This is a genomic window from Flavobacterium sp. 25HG05S-40, assembly GCF_052654735.1.
The window spans coordinates 1,752,220-1,769,189 of record NZ_CP199750.1 but is presented as its reverse complement, the minus strand read 5'-3'; the positions used below and the strand labels follow the sequence as shown (position 1 = coordinate 1,769,189).

Below are 16,970 nucleotides of genomic sequence, written 5' to 3'. Positions count from 1 at the left end.
AAAGGCTTATTTTTATCACAGCTTCCGGTCTAACTATAAAAAAGAGGGCTTTATAGAGTAGTGTCCTGTTTTGATAGTTACTCCAATGCTTTAATAAATTGTTGCATTTCTTTCATGGTGCCAATGGTAATTCTGGACCATTTTCCCTTTTCTTCGTAAATCTTAGTCCCAATAATACGGTTCTTTTTTAACTGTTCAAAAAAGTCTTTGTTGTAATTTTCTAATGAAAAATAGACAAAGTTGGTATGCGACGGAATGCAACGTATTTGTAATTGCTCCAATTGTTCGATCGTGTATTTTCTGGCTGCTGTATTAAGCGAAATGGTTTCTGCTACAAATTTATGATCCTTTAACGAGGCTAAAGCTCCTGAAGCAGATACTACGCTGACACTTCCATTGGTAGCAAATTGTAATTGGTTCATTTCCTCTATTGTTTCTGAATGTGCTAGTGCATATCCGATTCGGGAACCTGCTAAACCATATATTTTGGAAAAGGTTTTGGCAATAATTAGATTTTTATTCTCTGTTACAAGATTTGCCAATGATGGCTGGTCGGTATAATCTAGGTAAGCCTCATCGACTAAAACTTTTGTTCTTTTTGTGGCTTCCTTTATGAAATGTAGAAGTGCTTCATTGGCACAAATGGTTCCCGTTGGATTATTAGGATTGCAGATATAAATCAATCTCGTATCCGAGTCAATGGCATTTAGCATTGCTGATAAATCATGCTTTTTATCCGCTGTTAACGGGATTGTAATTTTTTTAAGACCGGCATTTTCAGCGGTTATTGTCCAATAATCAAAAGTAGTGTCCGCTATAATTAAATTTCCTGTTTTTTTGGAGGCATACAAAGCCACTACATTTAAAATTTCCGAAGAACCTGCACCCAATAGTATATTTTGATCCGTTACAGCATGTTTTTGGGCTATTTCTCGAATGAGTTCTTCTAACAATTCCCAATTATAGCGATTGCTGACCTTTATACTAGTACTCATGGCATTTTTGGCCAATGCAGAAGGTCCATAAGGATTTTCGTTTGACTTTAACCGAATGAGGCTGTCCTCTTTTGGTTCAAGGATGTCTTGTTTTGTTGGCATTGCAAAACTCTCCAACGGAATAATACCCAAACCTACAAGACCTAAACTTGTTTGCTTTAACCAATTTCTTCTATTACTCATTGTGCATTCTTAAAATTTTAATAGTATTCAATAGGTTTGATATTTTCAAATTTGTTACACTATTTCATTTGGATTTCAATTGTTCGAAAATAGCACACCATATAATCATAAGGCTTTACTGGCTCTTTTAGGTAACTATTCCAGTTTTAATTCTACTAAAACATCGCTAATTTCTGTGTTTTGCCTTTTTTGTAGCAATATTTTTGTAGCATTCTGAATTGCTACATTTTTTTTGTTACAACTTTTTTAGGCTAACTTTTCCGGTGCTATTTTTCTAGATTCTAACATCAAATGCAACAAATTCTGTTCAAAATTTCTATTGGGTTTCAAGCAAAATTTAGAAATAGGAGTGACGTTAAAAGCTAAAATTGTTGCCTTGGAAAACGTTAACATGAACTTACTACAAAATTCGAAATTGCAATAGAAGGCTACTGTGGGCAGGTTTTCTTTTTATAAACTTTTCAATCTGAATGTTAATTCTTAATTATTTTTGTGACTATCATTCCTTTAGGACTTTTTACATGCACTACATAAATCCCATTTGTTAGCTGGTTAACTTGGATCATTGTATTTTCTGTTATTTCTATAGTTTGTAATAATTGACCCTGTAAATTGAATATTTCAGCGATGGTGTTCGTGTAGTCTGTATTCATGTCAGCAAAATCTATAAACAACAGTTCATGGCAAGGATTTGGATAAACAGAAATAGCATTTTCAATATCATTTTCTTGTGTTCCTAAAGTTACTGAACATACACCATTGACAAGCACTGGAGTACGTTTGTCCATTCTAGTGCCATCGCCAAGTTGACCGGAGTTATTGTTGCCAACTGATCTAATCGTAGCATCGTTTTTAAGGAAAAGCGAGAAGTGTACGCCAGCATCGATTGCGATAACGCCATTGAGGCCGGGTATTGCAAATGGTATGCTCTTATCAATCGTAGTGTTATCTCCTAGCTGACCGTACGTATTCGCTCCGGACGCCCAAACCGTACCATTATTCTTAAGGAAAAGTGAATAAAGGTATCCGGCAGATAGATTTGTGATGCCGCTAAGCCCAGGTATTTGAAATGGATTATAATTATAACTGCCTACATTTAAATTGCCAAGTTGACCGTAGTAATTTGATCCAATGCCCCAAACTGTGTTGTTATTTTTTAGAAAGAGCGAATGTGTTCCACCAGCTGCAACCGCAATAACATCGACTAGTCCTATGATTTGTACCGGAGTCGATACGCCAAATAAAGGCTGATTTCCTATCTGTCCATAGTAGTTACCGCCTGTGGCCCATACCGTCCCATCATTTTTAAGAAAAAGGGAATGATACAATCCGGAACTTATTGCTGTAATTCCTGTAAGCCCAAGTACCTGCACCGGAGTACTTTTATTAACGGTAGTTCCATCACCCAGCTGCCCTCCACTATTATTTCCAACTGCCCAAGTCGTTCCGTCATTTTTTAGGAATACTGAAAAGTCGGTACTGGCTGATATGGCTGTAATTCCGGTAAGCCCCAATACTTGAACAGGAGTTCTTTTACTAGTTGTGGTTCCATCACCAAGCTGCCCGTTGCCATTACTGCCAACAGCCCAAACTGTCCCATCATTTTTGAGGAAAAGAGAATGTGAATAGGATGCATCTACTGCTATTATTCCATTAAGACCAGCCACTTGAACTGGAAGATTATGGTCAACATAAGTTCCTAAGCCAAGTTGTCCACTGGTATTTGAACCTACGCTTTGAGGTGTCCCGTTTTCACAACTAAAAAGCGCATGATTAGATCCCGCAGCTATTTTTTGAGCGTTTATGTAATTATTGATTCCAATTAAAAAGAATAATATGGTACTTAAAAAAAGTTTCAGTAAATTTTTATTCATTTATATTTATTTTTTTAGAAATGGTTCATTAAACTTGCACATAACTACCTCGAATAATTCGGAGCTTCTTTAGTAATCGTCACATTATGCGGATGACTTTCGCCAATGCCACTAGCAGTGATTCGGACAAAGCGTCCCGTTTCCTGTAGCGTCGGAATGTCCTTCGCTCCACAGTATCCCATTCCGGCTCGGAGTCCGCCCACAAATTGTTGCATACTCTCGTTAAGTTCGCCTTTATAGGGTACGCGCCCAACAATTCCTTCGGGTACTAATTTTTTAATATCGTCTTCTACATCCTGAAAATAACGGTCTTTAGATCCGTCTTCCATAGCTTCTATAGAGCCCATACCACGATAGGATTTAAACTTACGTCCTTCAAATATGATGGTTTCTCCCGGAGATTCTTTAGTTCCCGCTAACAACGAGCCTAGCATAACCGAATCGGCACCTGCGGCAATAGCTTTCGGAATATCGCCAGTGTAGCGAATACCACCATCAGCAATTACAGGAACTCCCGTTCCTCGTAGAGCAGCAGCGACTTCGAGAACAGCAGAGAATTGTGGAAATCCAACACCGGCCACCACGCGAGTAGTACAGATAGAACCTGGACCAATTCCAACTTTCACGGCATCGGCACCATGTTCCACCAAATACAAAGCAGCTTCTGGCGTAGCAATGTTTCCAACAACTACATCTAATTCAGGAAATTTGGCCTTTACTTGCTTCAAAACTGATACGACACCTTGTGTATGTCCGTGAGCGGTATCTATAATTACGGCATCAACTCCGGCCTGAACCAAAGCTGTAGCTCTTTCTAAAGCATCGGCGGTAACACCCAAGGCAGCAGCCACTCTCAAACGACCAAAGCGGTCTTTGTTGGCAATAGGCTTTTGGGTAAGTTTGGTAATATCTCTAAAAGTAATTAATCCGATAAGTTTGAAATGATCATCGACTACCGGAAGCTTTTCTATTTTATTTTTCTGCAAAATACCTTCGGCTTCCTGTAAAGTGGTTCCTTCGGCAGCGGTTACTAGGTTTTCAGAAGTCATCACTTCCAATATGGAACGCGAGTTAATTTTCTCGAAACGCAAATCACGGTTGGTCGCAATACCTTTAAGGATACCGTTGGCATCAACTACAGGAATGCCTCCAATACCATATTCTTTCATAGCCATTTTAGCATCGCCTACTGTAGCAGTTAAGGGTAGGGTCACAGGATCGATAATCATTCCGGCCTCAGCACGTTTTACTTTTCGCACTTTGGCAGCTTGTTGTTCTATGGTCATGTTCTTGTGCAATACACCAATACCACCTTCCTGAGCCATAGCAATCGCCATCGAGCTTTCGGTTACGGTATCCATAGCAGCAGAAACAATAGGAACGTTCAGCGTAATATTTCTCGAGAACTTCGATTGAATACTGACTTCGCGCGGTAAAACTTCAGAATAATTAGGGATGAGCAGTACATCGTCATAGGTTAAACCTTCTCCAACGATTTTAGTAGTGTGTGCTTTCATTGCAATTTGTAGTTGTAGTTAAATTGCGTGCAAATATAATAATCTTTAGGGAAAAATAGCCGTTAAATTCGACTTTAATAACTAACTTGGTAAACACAACTCAAAAACTCATTATGGCAGAGCAAACCAGAATTATTAGTGGACTTACCGATGATGAAGTAACCGCCTCAAGAAGTCAGCATGGCTCGAATTCTTTAGAGCATCAACAAAAAAATACGCTTTTGATTTCGATATGGGATCTGGTAAAAGAACCGATGTTCCTGCTATTAGCTGCGGCTGCCTCTATCTATTATATTACGGGAGATTATGGCGATGGTATTTTTATGAGCGCTGCCATTATCTTAGTAGCTGCGATATCGCTGTTTCAGGAAGCCCGAAGTCGCAATGCTATTGAAGCCTTAAAAAAGTTGTCCCAACCCAAAAGTCAAGTCATTCGAAACGGACAAACTATTGAAATTCCGAGTGAGGAAATTGTTTTAGGCGATGTGATTCAGGTAACCGAAGGGACTTTTATTCCCGCCGATGCCGTAATTCTGCAATCGAATGATTTTTCAGTAAACGAAGCCATTCTTACCGGTGAATCACTATCAGTATTTAAAAGCGAGGGTTCTGAAGAAAAAAATGTTTTTCAAGGGACGATTGTCGCTACCGGATTGGCGCTTTGCCAAGTAACGGCTATCGGTAACCAAACCAGTTTGGGTAAAATTGGCAAAAGCCTAGCATCGATTGAGGAAGAAAAAACGCCTCTTCAAATTCAGATAACTAATTTTGTTAAAAATATGTCCATCATTGGATTGGTCATTTTCGGAATTGTATGGTTACTCAATTACTATCTGTCAGGCAACGTTTTGGACAGTCTGTTAAAAGCACTGACTATAGCCATGAGTGTTATTCCCGAAGAGATTCCCGTAGCCTTTACTACTTTTATGGCATTGGGCGCTTGGCGTTTAATGAAAATGGGAATTATTACCAAGCAAACCAAAACAGTTGAAACCTTAGGTAGCGCCACCGTAATCTGCACCGATAAAACGGGAACGATTACCGAGAATAAAATGAGCTTGGCACAACTGTATGTTTTTCAATCCAATACCCTTTTCGATACGAAAGAAAAACTAAATATCGAAGCGGAAGAAGTCTTGAGTTATGCCATGTGGTCTAGCGAGCCGATTCCGTTTGACCCTATGGAAATTGCCATTCATGAAGGGTATACGAATTTAGAATCGGTTGATGAACGACCTGATTTTAAAATGGTGCACGAATATCCCTTAGGAGGAAAACCACCCATGATGACGCATATTTTTGAAGATGCAAAGGGCAAAAGAATTATTGCTGCCAAAGGAGCTCCTGAAGCTTTGATGGAAGTCAGTAACCTAACCGATAACGAAAAACAGGAAATAGTAAAGGCTATGCACGCTATGGCTGAGAAAGGCTATCGGGTTTTGGGAGTAGGTGTAGCGACATTTTCGGGAAATCAATTTCCAAAAACCCAGCAGGAATTTGTATTTAGCTTTAAAGGATTGGTTGCTTTTTATGATCCTCCCAAGGCCAACATACAGGAAGTATTTGAAACCTTTTATAAAGCCGGAATTCAGCTTAAAATCGTTACCGGCGATAATGCAGCCACAACCACTACTATTGCCAAGCAAATCGGATTTAAAGATGCCGACAAAGTCCTCAATGGCGATGAACTGATGGCTATGGATGATGCCACCTTAAAAGTAAAGGTTATGGAAACGGCCGTGTTTACTAGAATGTTTCCCGAAGCCAAGCTTAGAATCATCAAGGCGCTCAAAGATAACGATCAAATTGTAGCGATGACGGGAGATGGCGTTAACGATGGACCGGCACTAAAATCGGCGCACATTGGCATTGCCATGGGTAAAAAAGGAACAGAAATCGCAAAGCAGGCAGCCAATCTGATTTTAATTGATGATGACTTCAGTAAAATGACCGATGCTATTGCAATGGGAAGAAAGATTTATGTCAATTTAAAGAAAGCCATTCAGTATATTATCTCCATTCATATTCCGATTATCCTGATTGTGTTTATTCCGCTAGCCTTAGGATGGATGTATCCCAATATTTTTACACCGGTGCATATTATCTTTTTGGAAATCATAATGGGGCCAACTTGCTCGATAATCTATGAAAATGAACCTATGGAACAGAATTTAATGTTGCAAAAACCCAAACCTTTGACAACTACTTTTTTCAATTTAAAAGAAATAACCATCAGTATCATTCAGGGATTGGTCATTGCGCTGGGATTGCTTTTTGTCTATCAATATGGCATACACGAAGGTTTTTCTGAGAAGTATACCAGAACCACAATATTCCTGACTTTAATAGCTTCAAACATCTTTCTGACGCTGGAAAACCGTTCTTTTTATTATTCCATTTTCACAACGATACGCTATAAAAATAATTTAGTCCCAATGATTATTGGAATTACAGTAGCAATTACAGCTTTACTACTATTTGTTCCTGTATTCTCTAATTTCTTCCTATTCGAAAAAGTAGCGATGGTACATATTGGATGGAGTATATTAGTAGGAGGTATATCGGTATTATGGATAGAAGTCTACAAGTTTTTTAAAAGAAGGTGAAAGTTAGGATTTGAGATTTAGGATTTGAGATTTAGGATTTAGGAATCAATTATTTATGACATGGTAGTGTAAATTATAAAATCTAAATCAATTTGATTCAGAAATAAAATCTGAAATCTAAAATCCTAAATCCTAAATCCTTAATGATATTTCAAAAAGATTTTGCTAGCTTCATTGTAAGCGCTTTCAAAACTCATAGGGCTAGCGTTGGTATCGGCTTTTTGTTGGGTAAAATAGGACAGTAGTTTTTCGGTAGGCATATTGCCTGTCAGGTCATCTTTTGCCATCGGACAACCACCAAATCCTTGAATGGCACCGTCAAAACGAACACAACCAGCTTTGTAAGCCGCATCTACTTTTTCATGCCATTTTTCGGGCGTGGTATGCAAGTGCGCTCCAAACTCAACATGAGGATACTTCGGAATCAGGTTCGAAAATAAATAGGAGATTACCTGAGGCGTAGAACTTCCTACAGTATCGGATAAGGAGAGAATCTTAACGCCCATATTGGCCAGTTTTTCAGTCCATTCTCCAACAATCTCCACATTCCACGGATCACCATACGGATTTCCGAAGCCCATCGAAATATACGTTACCACTTCCTTGTTAGAAGCTGCAGCGATGTCTAAAATCTCTTGAAGCGTAATCAAACTTTCTGCAATGGTTTTGTGGGTATTCCGCATCTGGAAGTTTTCTGAAATTGAAAACGGAAAGCCTAAATACTGAATTTCTTTATGAGTGGAAGCAATTTGCGCCCCTTGTGTATTGGCGATTATAGCTAATAATTTGCTTTGTGTTTGGGATAAATCCAATTGCGCTAGAACTTCGGCAGTGTCCTGCATTTGAGGGATGGCTTTTGGAGAAACAAAACTTCCGAAATCGATTGTATCGAAACCCACTCGAAGTAACGACTGGATGTAGTCTACTTTCTCAGCAGTAGGAATAAACGTTTTGATACCTTGCATGGCATCGCGTGGACATTCTATGATTTTTATTTTCGGATTCAAAGCTTTGGTCTTGTAAAGGGGCTAAGGTACTAAGATTTTTTAAGATATGGCTCTATCTTTAGATTGTTAGACTACTTAGATTGTTAGACTACTTAGACTGTTGGATTGTTAGATTGTTGGATTGTTAGTTTTAACAAAGAATCTAAGAGCGAAGCGTTTCTAATAATCTAAATATCTAAGAGCAAAGCGATTCTAACAATCTAAGAGCTAAGCGTTTCTAATAATCTATGATTAATATCCTTAACTAATTGAGGTCCTTCGTATATAAATCCTGTGTAAAGTTGCACCAAACTGGCTCCGGCTTCTAATTTTTCTAAAGCATCTTCAGCCGAATGAATGCCACCAACGCCTATAATGGGAAATGCCTTATTGCTTTTTTCTGAAAGAAACCGAATCACTTCTGTAGACCTTTTAGTCAAAGGTTTCCCAGATAGTCCACCAGTTTCTGCCATAACTTCCGGATTGTTTTCTGATGCTAATCCTTCTCTGGAAATGGTGGTATTGGTAGCAATCACGCCGGCAATTTTAGTTTCGTTGACAATATCAATAATATCTATTAATTGTTCGTTCGTCAAATCGGGAGCGATTTTTAACAGAATTGGTTTTTTAGTTTTGTATTCTGAGTTTCGGGTTTCGAGTTGCGTCAAAAGTTCCGTTAATGGCTTTTTGTCTTGTAGTTCCCTAAGATTAGGTGTGTTAGGCGAACTTACATTAACCACAAAATAATCTACTGAATCAAACAGTGCGTCAAAACAAATCAGATAATCCGAAGTAGCGTCTTCGTTAGGAGTATTTTTATTTTTACCGATATTGCCACCAATCAATACACCTTTGTTTTTCATTAATCGAAGAACAGCAGCATCAACGCCACCATTGTTAAAGCCCATTCGGTTAATAATAGCACTATTAGCTTTTAGTCGGAATAAGCGTTTCTTTGGGTTTCCATCTTGAGGTTTTGGGGTTAACGTGCCTATTTCGATGAATCCAAAACCAAAGTTCGATAACTCTTGATAACATTTAGCATCTTTATCAAAACCAGCCGCCAAGCCCACAGGATTTTTGAATTTCAGACCAAAAACTTCGCGTTCCAATCGGCTGTCCTTCACTTCATAAATCGATTTTAAAATATTGGAAACGAATGGAATTTTAGAAATAAACTTGATAAAACTAAAGGAAAAATAATGCACTTCTTCGGGATCAAACCAAAAAAGAATTGGGCGAATGAGTAGTTTGTACATGGGTTGTATTGTTGTTTTGCAAAGATAATAGATTTTTAGATTGTTAGATACACCCTTTGGGCTTTAGATTGTTAGACTTTTTCTAAATTATTTAATAGCTAAGAGCGAAGCAATTCTGAAAATCTAATAATCTAAGAGCGAAGCGTATCTAAAAAAAATATTACTTTAGCCAAACAATATTTTTCAGATGATTTCAAAAGAACAATTTCAAAAAGAACTCGACATCATTATACAAAACGGAATCCGTGAGGATATAGGTCCAGGCGATTACAGTTCGTTAGCTTGTATTCCCAATACGGCAAAGGGAAAAGCTAAACTTTTGGTAAAAGATACCGGAATCATTGCCGGAGTGGACTTTGCCAAAATGGTTTTTGAAAATGTAGATCCTACACTAGAAGTAGAGACATTTATTCAAGATAGCGCAACAGTAAAACATGGCGATATCGTTTTTCATGTTTCGGGTAGTTCACAATCGATATTAAAAGCGGAACGCTTGGTGTTGAATTCGATGCAACGAATGTCGGCCATTGCTACCAAAACAAATCAGTATGTACAACTTTTGAAAGGTACCAAAACAAAGGTTCTGGACACGAGAAAAACCACACCCGGATTTAGAGCTTGTGAAAAATGGGCCGTAAAAATAGGAGGAGGCGAGAACCATCGTTTTGCATTGTATGATATGGTCATGCTAAAAGACAATCACAACGATTTCGCTGGTGGAATAACCAAAGCGATTACCAAAACCAAAGAGTTTCTGAAGTTCAATAATTTGGATTTAAAGATTATCGTTGAAGCGCGGAATCTGGATGAAATCAAAGAGATTTTAGAAAATGAAGGTGTTTTTAGAATATTGATTGACAACTTCAATTTTGAAGATACCCGAAAAGCGGTGGCTTTAATTGGCGATAAATGTTTGACAGAATCCTCGGGAAACATTAACGAGAAGACCATTCGGGAATACGCAGAATGCGGAGTTGATTATATTTCTTCGGGAGCGTTAACCCATTCGGTTTACAATATGGATTTAAGTTTAAAAGCGTTATAAATGTCTGAAACAGCCCAAGAGCCAAAATATTTAAGTTTTCCGATTATTAAGCAATTTGTTTTCTTTTTGAAGAAAATACAATTGCCTTGGTTACACGGAATGTCCTTATATGATTTGCTTGATTTTTATTTGGGAGGCATTATTCAGGGCGAGATTTCCTATCGAGCCACGGCTATTGCGTTTAGCTTCTTTATGGCTTTGTTTCCGTTTGCGTTGTTTATACTGAACCTTATTCCCTATATTCCTATTGATCGGTTCCAAGAAGATTTCTTGGGATTTGTACAACAAAGTGTGCCACCTACAACTTATGATGCCATTTATAAAATCATCAATGATATTCTGCATAACAGTCATAGCGGGTTGCTTTCTACCGGATTTCTGATGGCTATTTTTTTGATGACCAATGGAGTCAATGCGATTTTGGGTGGATTTGAAAGCTCACATCATATCAATGTTTCGTTGAAACGAAAGTTTTTAAGGCAGTATGTAGTAGCACTGGCTTTAGCGATTGTGCTCTCTTTTTTATTGATTATTACCGTCGCAGCCATCGTAATCTTTGAGGTTTTTATTCAGAAGACAAAAATCCAGGATGTCTTGTCAGATAATATTCCGCTCATAGAAATGGGAAGATATGTTTTTGTTATTCTGATGATTTTAATGGCTACTTCGATACTTTTTAAATACGGTGTGAAGCATGATAAAAAAAGGCGCCTCATATCGATTGGCTCCGTGGTAACGACAATTCTGATTATTATATCATCTTATTTTTTTGGAATCTGGGTTGTTAAATTTTCCAAATACAACGAGCTTTACGGTTCTATTGGTACGTTGTTGATTGTAATGTTTTATATTTGGATCAATTCGATGATATTATTGATTGGTTTTGATCTAAATGCATCGATACATCATATCAAGCGCGAAAAACAAAAAGAATTAGACGCACAATGAAAGTAACAACAACACTTTTCCTAATTATATTTTTCCAAGTTAGCTTTGCTCAAAGCATTTTAGGGAAGTGGAAAACTATTGATGATTTGACCGGAAAAGAAAAGGGTGTTGTTGAAATTTATGAGCATAAAGGTAAAATATACGGTAGAATAGTAGAAATATTTGAACACGACAAGAAACATCTAAAATGTGAAAAGTGTCAGGGCGACGATAAAAACAAGCCGATTTTAGGATTAAACATCATTAAAGGCTTAATCAAAAACGATGATGTTTATGATGGAGGGAAAATTATTGACCCTAAAAACGGCAAAAGCTATAACTGCAAAATAACACTTGATGGCAAAGACAAACTTGTTGTAAGGGGTTATATCGGAATTTCACTTTTTGGAAGGTCACAAACTTGGATTAGACATAGATAATTCCGTTAACGATGCAGTACTTCATTGAAGTTATTATTCCGCTTTCATTACCTAAAACCTTTACTTACAGGGTTTCAGAATCCGAATTTAATTTTATTAAAAAAGGAATGCGTATTGCCGTTCCGTTTGGCAAAAGCAAAATCTATACCGCCCTTATAATCGATTTACATCAAACGCCACCCGCACTATACGAGGCAAAAGAGATACACCAAATTCTGGATGAAAAGCCTATTGTAAACGAGTATCAGATCAACCATTGGTTTTGGATTGCCTCCTATTATATGTGCAATATTGGAGATGTTTATCGCGGCGCTTTGCCTTCGGCTTTGTTATTGGAAAGTGAGACCATTATTTCACAAAATACAGCAACTTTTGTTGACGAAACATTGCTAACTGATGATGAATTTCTAATCTATGAAGCCTTGCAACATCAATCATCTTTGAAGATTGAGAGCATCATCGCTATTTTGAATAAGAAGACGGTTTTGCCGGTTATACAAAAGCTTATCCAAAGCAATATTATTACCCTTCAAGAAGAAATTCAGGAAGAATACAAACCTAAATTGATTCGTTATATTCGTTTACACGAAGAGTATCATCAGGAAGAAAATCTGATAGCACTTTTAGACAGTCTAAAATCGGAGAAAAGAAAAAATGTAGTACTCCAGTATTTTCAGTTACAAGCGCAAGAAAAAAAACCAATATCAGTAAAACAATTGACTGAAAAAGCTCAGAGTTCTGTTGCTATTGTGAAAGCTTTGGTTGAAAAAGGTATTTTTGAAGAATATTATATTCAGGAAGACCGAGTCAATTTTGAAAAGAATAAAGTAGATACTGCACTGATCTTGAGTGAAGCTCAACAAAAAGCTTTCGAAGAAATTAAAAATAGCCTTAAAGATAAGGAAGTAACGCTTTTACATGGAGTAACCTCAAGCGGAAAAACAGAAATCTACACCAAACTCATAGAAGAATATATTGCTAAAGGCCAACAGGTTTTGTATTTATTGCCAGAAATTGCTTTGACGACGCAATTGGTTTCCCGACTGACAGCCCATTTCGGAAATAAGGTATCGGTTTTTCATTCGAAATACAGCAATAATGAGCGCGTGGAAGTTTGGAATAACGTCAATCAGCATTCCGATACCTCTCAAATTGTCATTGGAGCGCGATCGGCTTTGTTTTTGCCATTCTCCAATTTAGGTTTGATCATTGTGGATGAAGAGCATGAACAAACTTTTAAACAACAAGATCCGGCACCAAGATATCATGCGCGTGACGCTGCTATAGTACTGGCCAATGCACATCAGGCAAAAGTAGTATTGGGTTCGGCCACGCCAAGCATTGAAACCTATTATAATGCATCGATTGGAAAGTACGGATTGGTTACGTTAACAGAACGATTCGGAAAAGTAGCAATGCCTGAAATGGAACTTGTTGATTTGAAAGACAGTTATTTCAGAAAAAAAATGAAAGGGCATTTCAGTATTACCTTGATAGAAAATATAACGGAGGCATTCGCTAATGATGAACAGGTAATTTTATTTCAAAACCGTCGTGGATTTTCTCCAGTATTAGAATGTATGAGTTGTGGTCATGTACCGCAATGTCCGCAATGTGATGTTAGTTTGACGTATCATAAGTATAAAAATCAGCTACGTTGTCATTATTGTGGGTATTCGATGGCCAAACCAACGAATTGTCACGTGTGTTCAAGTATTGATTTGGAGACGAAAGGTTTCGGTACAGAACAAATAGAATTAGAATTAGCCGAATTATTTCCGCAGAAAAACATCAAGCGTATGGATCAGGATACTACTCGTGGTAAATATAGTTTTGAAAAGATTATAGACGGATTTAAAAATCGGGAAATTGATGTTTTGGTGGGAACTCAAATGCTGGCCAAAGGTTTGGATTTTGATAATGTTTCGTTGGTCGGAATCATGAATGCTGACAATATGCTCTATCATCCTGATTTTAGAGCTTTCGAGCGCAGTTTTCAGATGATGACACAAGTAGCCGGAAGATCGGGTAGAGCAGAAAAGCGCGGAAAGGTTATTATTCAGACCTACAATCCGTTGCATAATATTATTCAGCAGGTTACTAATAATGATTATGAAGGAATGTTCAAGGAGCAGCTTTATGAAAGAAAGATTTATTACTATCCGCCTTTTTATCGTGTTATTCGCTTAACCTTAAAACACCGTGATTTTGATAAACTTAAAGAAGGCTCGATGTGGTTGTATCAAGTTATGCAGCAAAATTTGACCATTCCGGTTCTTGGTCCGGAAGAACCTGCCATTGGAAGAATCCGAAATGAGTACATCCGAACCATTATGATAAAAATACCATCGGAAACCTCTTTACAAGGCACAAAAAAAACTATCCAGAAAATACTGAATAGTTTTGATTTGGTTTCGCAGTACAGAGCTATAAAAGTTACTGTAAACGTTGATTTTTAATACGTAAAGTTATGCAATAGCTAAAGCTTTAATTAAATCTTCTTTTTTGTTTCGGCTTAATGGAATTTTGGTAACTCCAATTTCAGCAAACTTACTGTTGAAACGTTCTACTTTGTCTATATTAATAATGTAAGACTTGTGAACACGGATAAACTTCTCTTTTGATAAATCATTTTCGAATGATTTCATGGTAGACAATACAAGATTACTATCGTCTTCTGTGACCACTTTTACATAATCTCCGTAAGCTTCAATCCACTTAATCTTATTAGTATAAATTTTAAGTTTCTTTAAATTACTTTTAATGAAGATATGTTCACCTTCTTCTTCCTGATTTTCTTTTTTAAGCATATGGAAATCCATAGCTCTTCTCACAGAAGCATTAAAACGATCCAGCGCTATCGGTTTTTGTAGGTAATCCGTAGCGTCATAATCGAATGCCTTCATGGCATATTCTGCTTTCGATGTAATGAAAATGATTTGCGGTTTTACTTTTAAACCATCAAGAAAATCAAATCCACTAATAACTGGCATCTCAATATCTAGGAAGATAAGATCAACAGTATGGACTGACATGCAATTTTTTGCTTCAATTGCATTAGAAAAATCACCCACTAAGTGTAGGTTAGGATGATTATTTACTAACTTTGCGATGATCATCCTTTGGATGGAACTATCATCAACAACAACACAATTTAGTTTCATATTTTTTTGTATTATAGATTTGGTTTGGTAAAAATAGATACTTTTTTTTAATTCACCAAGCATTTCATCGATTTTTTTTGCTTTTAATCGATATTTTTTACTTTTAGACGATTTAAGGCAACTTGTGATTGTTAATTGAAATAACTTTTATATCTTCGCGCCCAATTTAAAAATTAATCATTTTATTATGAATCACTACGAAACTGTTTTCATCTTAAATCCCGTTTTATCTGAAGTTCAGGTAAAGGAAACAGTAAGCAAATTTGAAGATTTTCTTACTGCAAAAGGAGCAAAGATGGTATCTAAAGAGGATTGGGGCTTGAAAAAATTAGCTTACGAAATCCAAAACAAGAAAAGTGGCTTTTACCATTTATTCGAATTCCAAGTATCAGGAGAAGCTTTAATTGCTTTTGAAACTGAATTTAGACGCGACGAGAGAGTTATGCGTTTCCTAACAGTAAGTTTAGACAAACACGCTATTTCTTGGGCAGAAAGAAGAAGAACTAAATTAAAAGAAGCAAAAGCAAACTAATCATGGCAAATTTACAACAATCAGCCTCAGGAAAAAAAGATGGAGATATCAGATATCTTACTCCTTTAAATATTGAAACTAACAAAACTAAAAAGTACTGTCGTTTCAAAAAATCCGGAATCAAATATATTGATTACAAGGATGCAGACTTCTTATTGAAATTCGTAAACGAGCAAGGTAAAATTTTACCAAGACGTTTAACAGGAACTTCATTAAAATACCAAAGAAAAGTGTCAGTAGCTGTGAAAAGAGCAAGACATTTAGCTTTAATGCCATACGTGGCCGATTTATTAAAATAATATAAACACAGTTGTTGTCTCGGTGCAATCCAACGAGACTAACTTCACAAATAAAGGACATCAACATGGAATTGATCTTAAAACAAGACGTTCAAAATTTAGGTTTTAAAGACGATGTAGTAACGGTAAAAAATGGTTACGGTCGTAATTACTTAATCCCACAAGGATTTGCTTCATTGGCAACACCTTCTGCCAAAAAAGTATTAGCTGAAAACTTAAAACAAAGAGCACATAAAGAAGCTAAAATAGTAAACGATGCCAAAACATTGGCAGAAGCTTTAAAAGCTATCGAAATTAAAATCACAGCAAAAGCTGGTGGAGAAAAATTATTCGGTTCTATTTCTAACATTGATATCGCTGCGGCTTTAGAAAAAGGAGGACAAACTATCGATAGAAAATTCATCACAAGTGGTGTGGTAAAACGTACTGGTAAATATACTGCTTCTGTGAGACTTCACAGAGATGTAGTGGTTGAATTACCTTATGAAATCGTAGCTGAAGTTTAGTACTTTTCTAAATACATTTAAAGTCCCGATGTAAGTCGGGATTTTTTTTTGAAGCTTTTTCCCGCTATTCGTTACAATCTCTTCGAGGATCTCCACTTCACACGAGCGAAGCGACTGCCAAAGGAATCGGGGCTAGATTTACAGATTAATAACAGAACTAATGAAATACAAAAGATTAACCAAAGAACAATTCGAAGCGTTGCATCAGGAGTTCACAACCTTTTTGGCAACACAATCCATCGATAAAGCAGAATGGGATAAAATCAAAACAGACAAACCTGAGGTGGCCGAACAGGAATTGGATGTTTTTTCCGATTTGATTTGGGAAGGTGTTTTGACCAATGCCAATTATCTGGAACATTTTTCTAAAAATCACATCTTTCTTTTTCACTGTCAAGAAAAATTAATACAGTCAATTGTTTTAAAAGCTCTTGATCCTGAAGTCGACTTTATGAAGCAAGAAGGTTTACAATGGCTAAGCGATAATTTATTTACCGACACTGTTGAAATACATTTGGGTAAAAAAGACTATGAGGAAGAGCGATACGCCGCCATATTTGAATTAATCAAGCAAGGCGCTATCTTGAGTGACGGACAATTATACCTTCAAATTAACGGAATAATTCAATCCTAAAGA

At 37.0% G+C, this 16,970-nt stretch carries 15 protein-coding genes; 9 read left to right on the top strand and 6 right to left on the bottom strand.

The window, feature by feature from the left end:
• Positions 1-77 precede the first annotated feature (77 nt).
• The 3 genes from hisC to guaB all read right to left on the bottom strand — a co-directional run bounded on the left by hisC (position 78) and on the right by guaB (position 4,569).
• Complete coding sequence (gene hisC, locus ACULEU_RS07645) at positions 78-1,178, bottom strand: histidinol-phosphate transaminase (RefSeq protein ID WP_445452007.1); 1,101 nt, start codon at positions 1,176-1,178, stop codon at positions 78-80.
• Positions 1,179-1,651: 473 nt separating this feature from the next.
• Complete coding sequence (locus ACULEU_RS07640) at positions 1,652-3,052, bottom strand: RCC1 domain-containing protein (RefSeq protein WP_445452006.1); 1,401 nt, start codon at positions 3,050-3,052, stop codon at positions 1,652-1,654.
• Positions 3,053-3,096: 44 nt separating this feature from the next.
• Positions 3,097-4,569 carry an IMP dehydrogenase gene (gene guaB, locus ACULEU_RS07635; RefSeq protein WP_445452005.1) on the bottom strand — a complete coding sequence of 491 codons (1,473 nt, stop codon included), beginning with the start codon at positions 4,567-4,569 and terminating at the stop codon, positions 3,097-3,099.
• Positions 4,570-4,682: 113 nt separating this feature from the next.
• On the opposite strand from guaB, the gene ACULEU_RS07630 reads away from it, so the two are divergent.
• Positions 4,683-7,175, top strand: a complete 2,493-nt coding sequence (locus ACULEU_RS07630) for a cation-translocating P-type ATPase (protein ID WP_445452004.1) — start codon at positions 4,683-4,685, stop codon at positions 7,173-7,175.
• 140 nt (positions 7,176-7,315) lie between these two features.
• On the opposite strand, the gene ACULEU_RS07625 is transcribed toward ACULEU_RS07630, so the two are convergent.
• Complete coding sequence (locus ACULEU_RS07625) at positions 7,316-8,182, bottom strand: hydroxymethylglutaryl-CoA lyase (RefSeq protein WP_445452003.1); 867 nt, start codon at positions 8,180-8,182, stop codon at positions 7,316-7,318.
• Between the two features lie 200 nt (positions 8,183-8,382).
• The gene (locus ACULEU_RS07620) at positions 8,383-9,420 is read right to left on the bottom strand and encodes a quinone-dependent dihydroorotate dehydrogenase (RefSeq protein WP_445452002.1); all 1,038 of its coding nucleotides are present in this window, start codon (positions 9,418-9,420) and stop codon (positions 8,383-8,385) included.
• Between the two features lie 187 nt (positions 9,421-9,607).
• Between ACULEU_RS07620 and nadC the strand changes: the two genes are divergently transcribed.
• From nadC to priA, 4 genes are read left to right on the top strand one after another with little or no spacing between them, the layout of a single operon-like run.
• Positions 9,608-10,465 carry a carboxylating nicotinate-nucleotide diphosphorylase gene (nadC, locus tag ACULEU_RS07615; RefSeq protein ID WP_445452001.1) on the top strand — a complete coding sequence of 286 codons (858 nt, stop codon included), beginning with the start codon at positions 9,608-9,610 and terminating at the stop codon, positions 10,463-10,465.
• Positions 10,466-11,413 carry a YihY/virulence factor BrkB family protein gene (locus ACULEU_RS07610; RefSeq protein ID WP_445452000.1) on the top strand — a complete coding sequence of 316 codons (948 nt, stop codon included), beginning with the start codon at positions 10,466-10,468 and terminating at the stop codon, positions 11,411-11,413.
• On the top strand, positions 11,410-11,832 hold the full coding sequence (locus ACULEU_RS07605) for a DUF2147 domain-containing protein (protein WP_445451999.1): 423 nt from the start codon (positions 11,410-11,412) through the stop codon (positions 11,830-11,832). Before ACULEU_RS07610 ends, ACULEU_RS07605 begins: the two co-directional genes overlap by 4 nt.
• Positions 11,833-11,843: 11 nt before the next feature.
• A complete protein-coding gene (priA, locus tag ACULEU_RS07600; protein ID WP_445451998.1) occupies positions 11,844-14,291 on the top strand; it encodes a replication restart helicase PriA in 2,448 nt (815 codons plus the stop codon).
• Positions 14,292-14,300: 9 nt separating this feature from the next.
• Here priA and ACULEU_RS07595 read toward each other — a convergent pair whose 3' ends face one another.
• Entirely contained in the window at positions 14,301-14,996 is a 696-nt protein-coding gene (locus ACULEU_RS07595) for a LytR/AlgR family response regulator transcription factor (protein ID WP_445454837.1), read from the bottom strand.
• Positions 14,997-15,183: 187 nt separating this feature from the next.
• On the opposite strand from ACULEU_RS07595, the gene rpsF reads away from it, so the two are divergent.
• The 4 genes from rpsF to ACULEU_RS07575 all read left to right on the top strand — a co-directional run bounded on the left by rpsF (position 15,184) and on the right by ACULEU_RS07575 (position 16,967).
• Positions 15,184-15,528 carry a 30S ribosomal protein S6 gene (gene rpsF / locus ACULEU_RS07590; protein WP_136152298.1) on the top strand — a complete coding sequence of 115 codons (345 nt, stop codon included), beginning with the start codon at positions 15,184-15,186 and terminating at the stop codon, positions 15,526-15,528.
• Between the two features lie 2 nt (positions 15,529-15,530).
• Entirely contained in the window at positions 15,531-15,827 is a 297-nt protein-coding gene (gene rpsR / locus ACULEU_RS07585) for a 30S ribosomal protein S18 (protein WP_136152299.1), read from the top strand.
• Positions 15,828-15,892: 65 nt separating this feature from the next.
• Entirely contained in the window at positions 15,893-16,333 is a 441-nt protein-coding gene (gene rplI, locus ACULEU_RS07580; RefSeq protein WP_445451997.1) for a 50S ribosomal protein L9, read from the top strand.
• Positions 16,334-16,493: 160 nt separating this feature from the next.
• Positions 16,494-16,967: a DUF6495 family protein gene (locus ACULEU_RS07575; RefSeq protein ID WP_445451996.1), complete on the top strand. Its 474-nt coding sequence runs from the start codon at positions 16,494-16,496 to the stop codon at positions 16,965-16,967.
• Positions 16,968-16,970: the final 3 nt, after the last annotated feature.

Coding starts and splice junctions, on each gene's coding strand:
- hisC (WP_445452007.1), bottom strand. CDS start 1,178: ATGAGTAATAGAAGAAATTGGTTAAAGCAAACAAGTTTAGGTCTTGTA.
- ACULEU_RS07640 (WP_445452006.1), bottom strand. CDS start 3,052: ATGAATAAAAATTTACTGAAACTTTTTTTAAGTACCATATTATTCTTT.
- guaB (WP_445452005.1), bottom strand. CDS start 4,569: ATGAAAGCACACACTACTAAAATCGTTGGAGAAGGTTTAACCTATGAC.
- ACULEU_RS07630 (WP_445452004.1), top strand. CDS start 4,683: ATGGCAGAGCAAACCAGAATTATTAGTGGACTTACCGATGATGAAGTA.
- ACULEU_RS07620 (WP_445452002.1), bottom strand. CDS start 9,420: ATGTACAAACTACTCATTCGCCCAATTCTTTTTTGGTTTGATCCCGAA.
- nadC (WP_445452001.1), top strand. CDS start 9,608: ATGATTTCAAAAGAACAATTTCAAAAAGAACTCGACATCATTATACAA.
- ACULEU_RS07610 (WP_445452000.1), top strand. CDS start 10,466: ATGTCTGAAACAGCCCAAGAGCCAAAATATTTAAGTTTTCCGATTATT.
- ACULEU_RS07605 (WP_445451999.1), top strand. CDS start 11,410: ATGAAAGTAACAACAACACTTTTCCTAATTATATTTTTCCAAGTTAGC.
- priA (WP_445451998.1), top strand. CDS start 11,844: ATGCAGTACTTCATTGAAGTTATTATTCCGCTTTCATTACCTAAAACC.
- ACULEU_RS07595 (WP_445454837.1), bottom strand. CDS start 14,996: ATGAAACTAAATTGTGTTGTTGTTGATGATAGTTCCATCCAAAGGATG.
- rpsF (WP_136152298.1), top strand. CDS start 15,184: ATGAATCACTACGAAACTGTTTTCATCTTAAATCCCGTTTTATCTGAA.
- rpsR (WP_136152299.1), top strand. CDS start 15,531: ATGGCAAATTTACAACAATCAGCCTCAGGAAAAAAAGATGGAGATATC.
- rplI (WP_445451997.1), top strand. CDS start 15,893: ATGGAATTGATCTTAAAACAAGACGTTCAAAATTTAGGTTTTAAAGAC.
- ACULEU_RS07575 (WP_445451996.1), top strand. CDS start 16,494: ATGAAATACAAAAGATTAACCAAAGAACAATTCGAAGCGTTGCATCAG.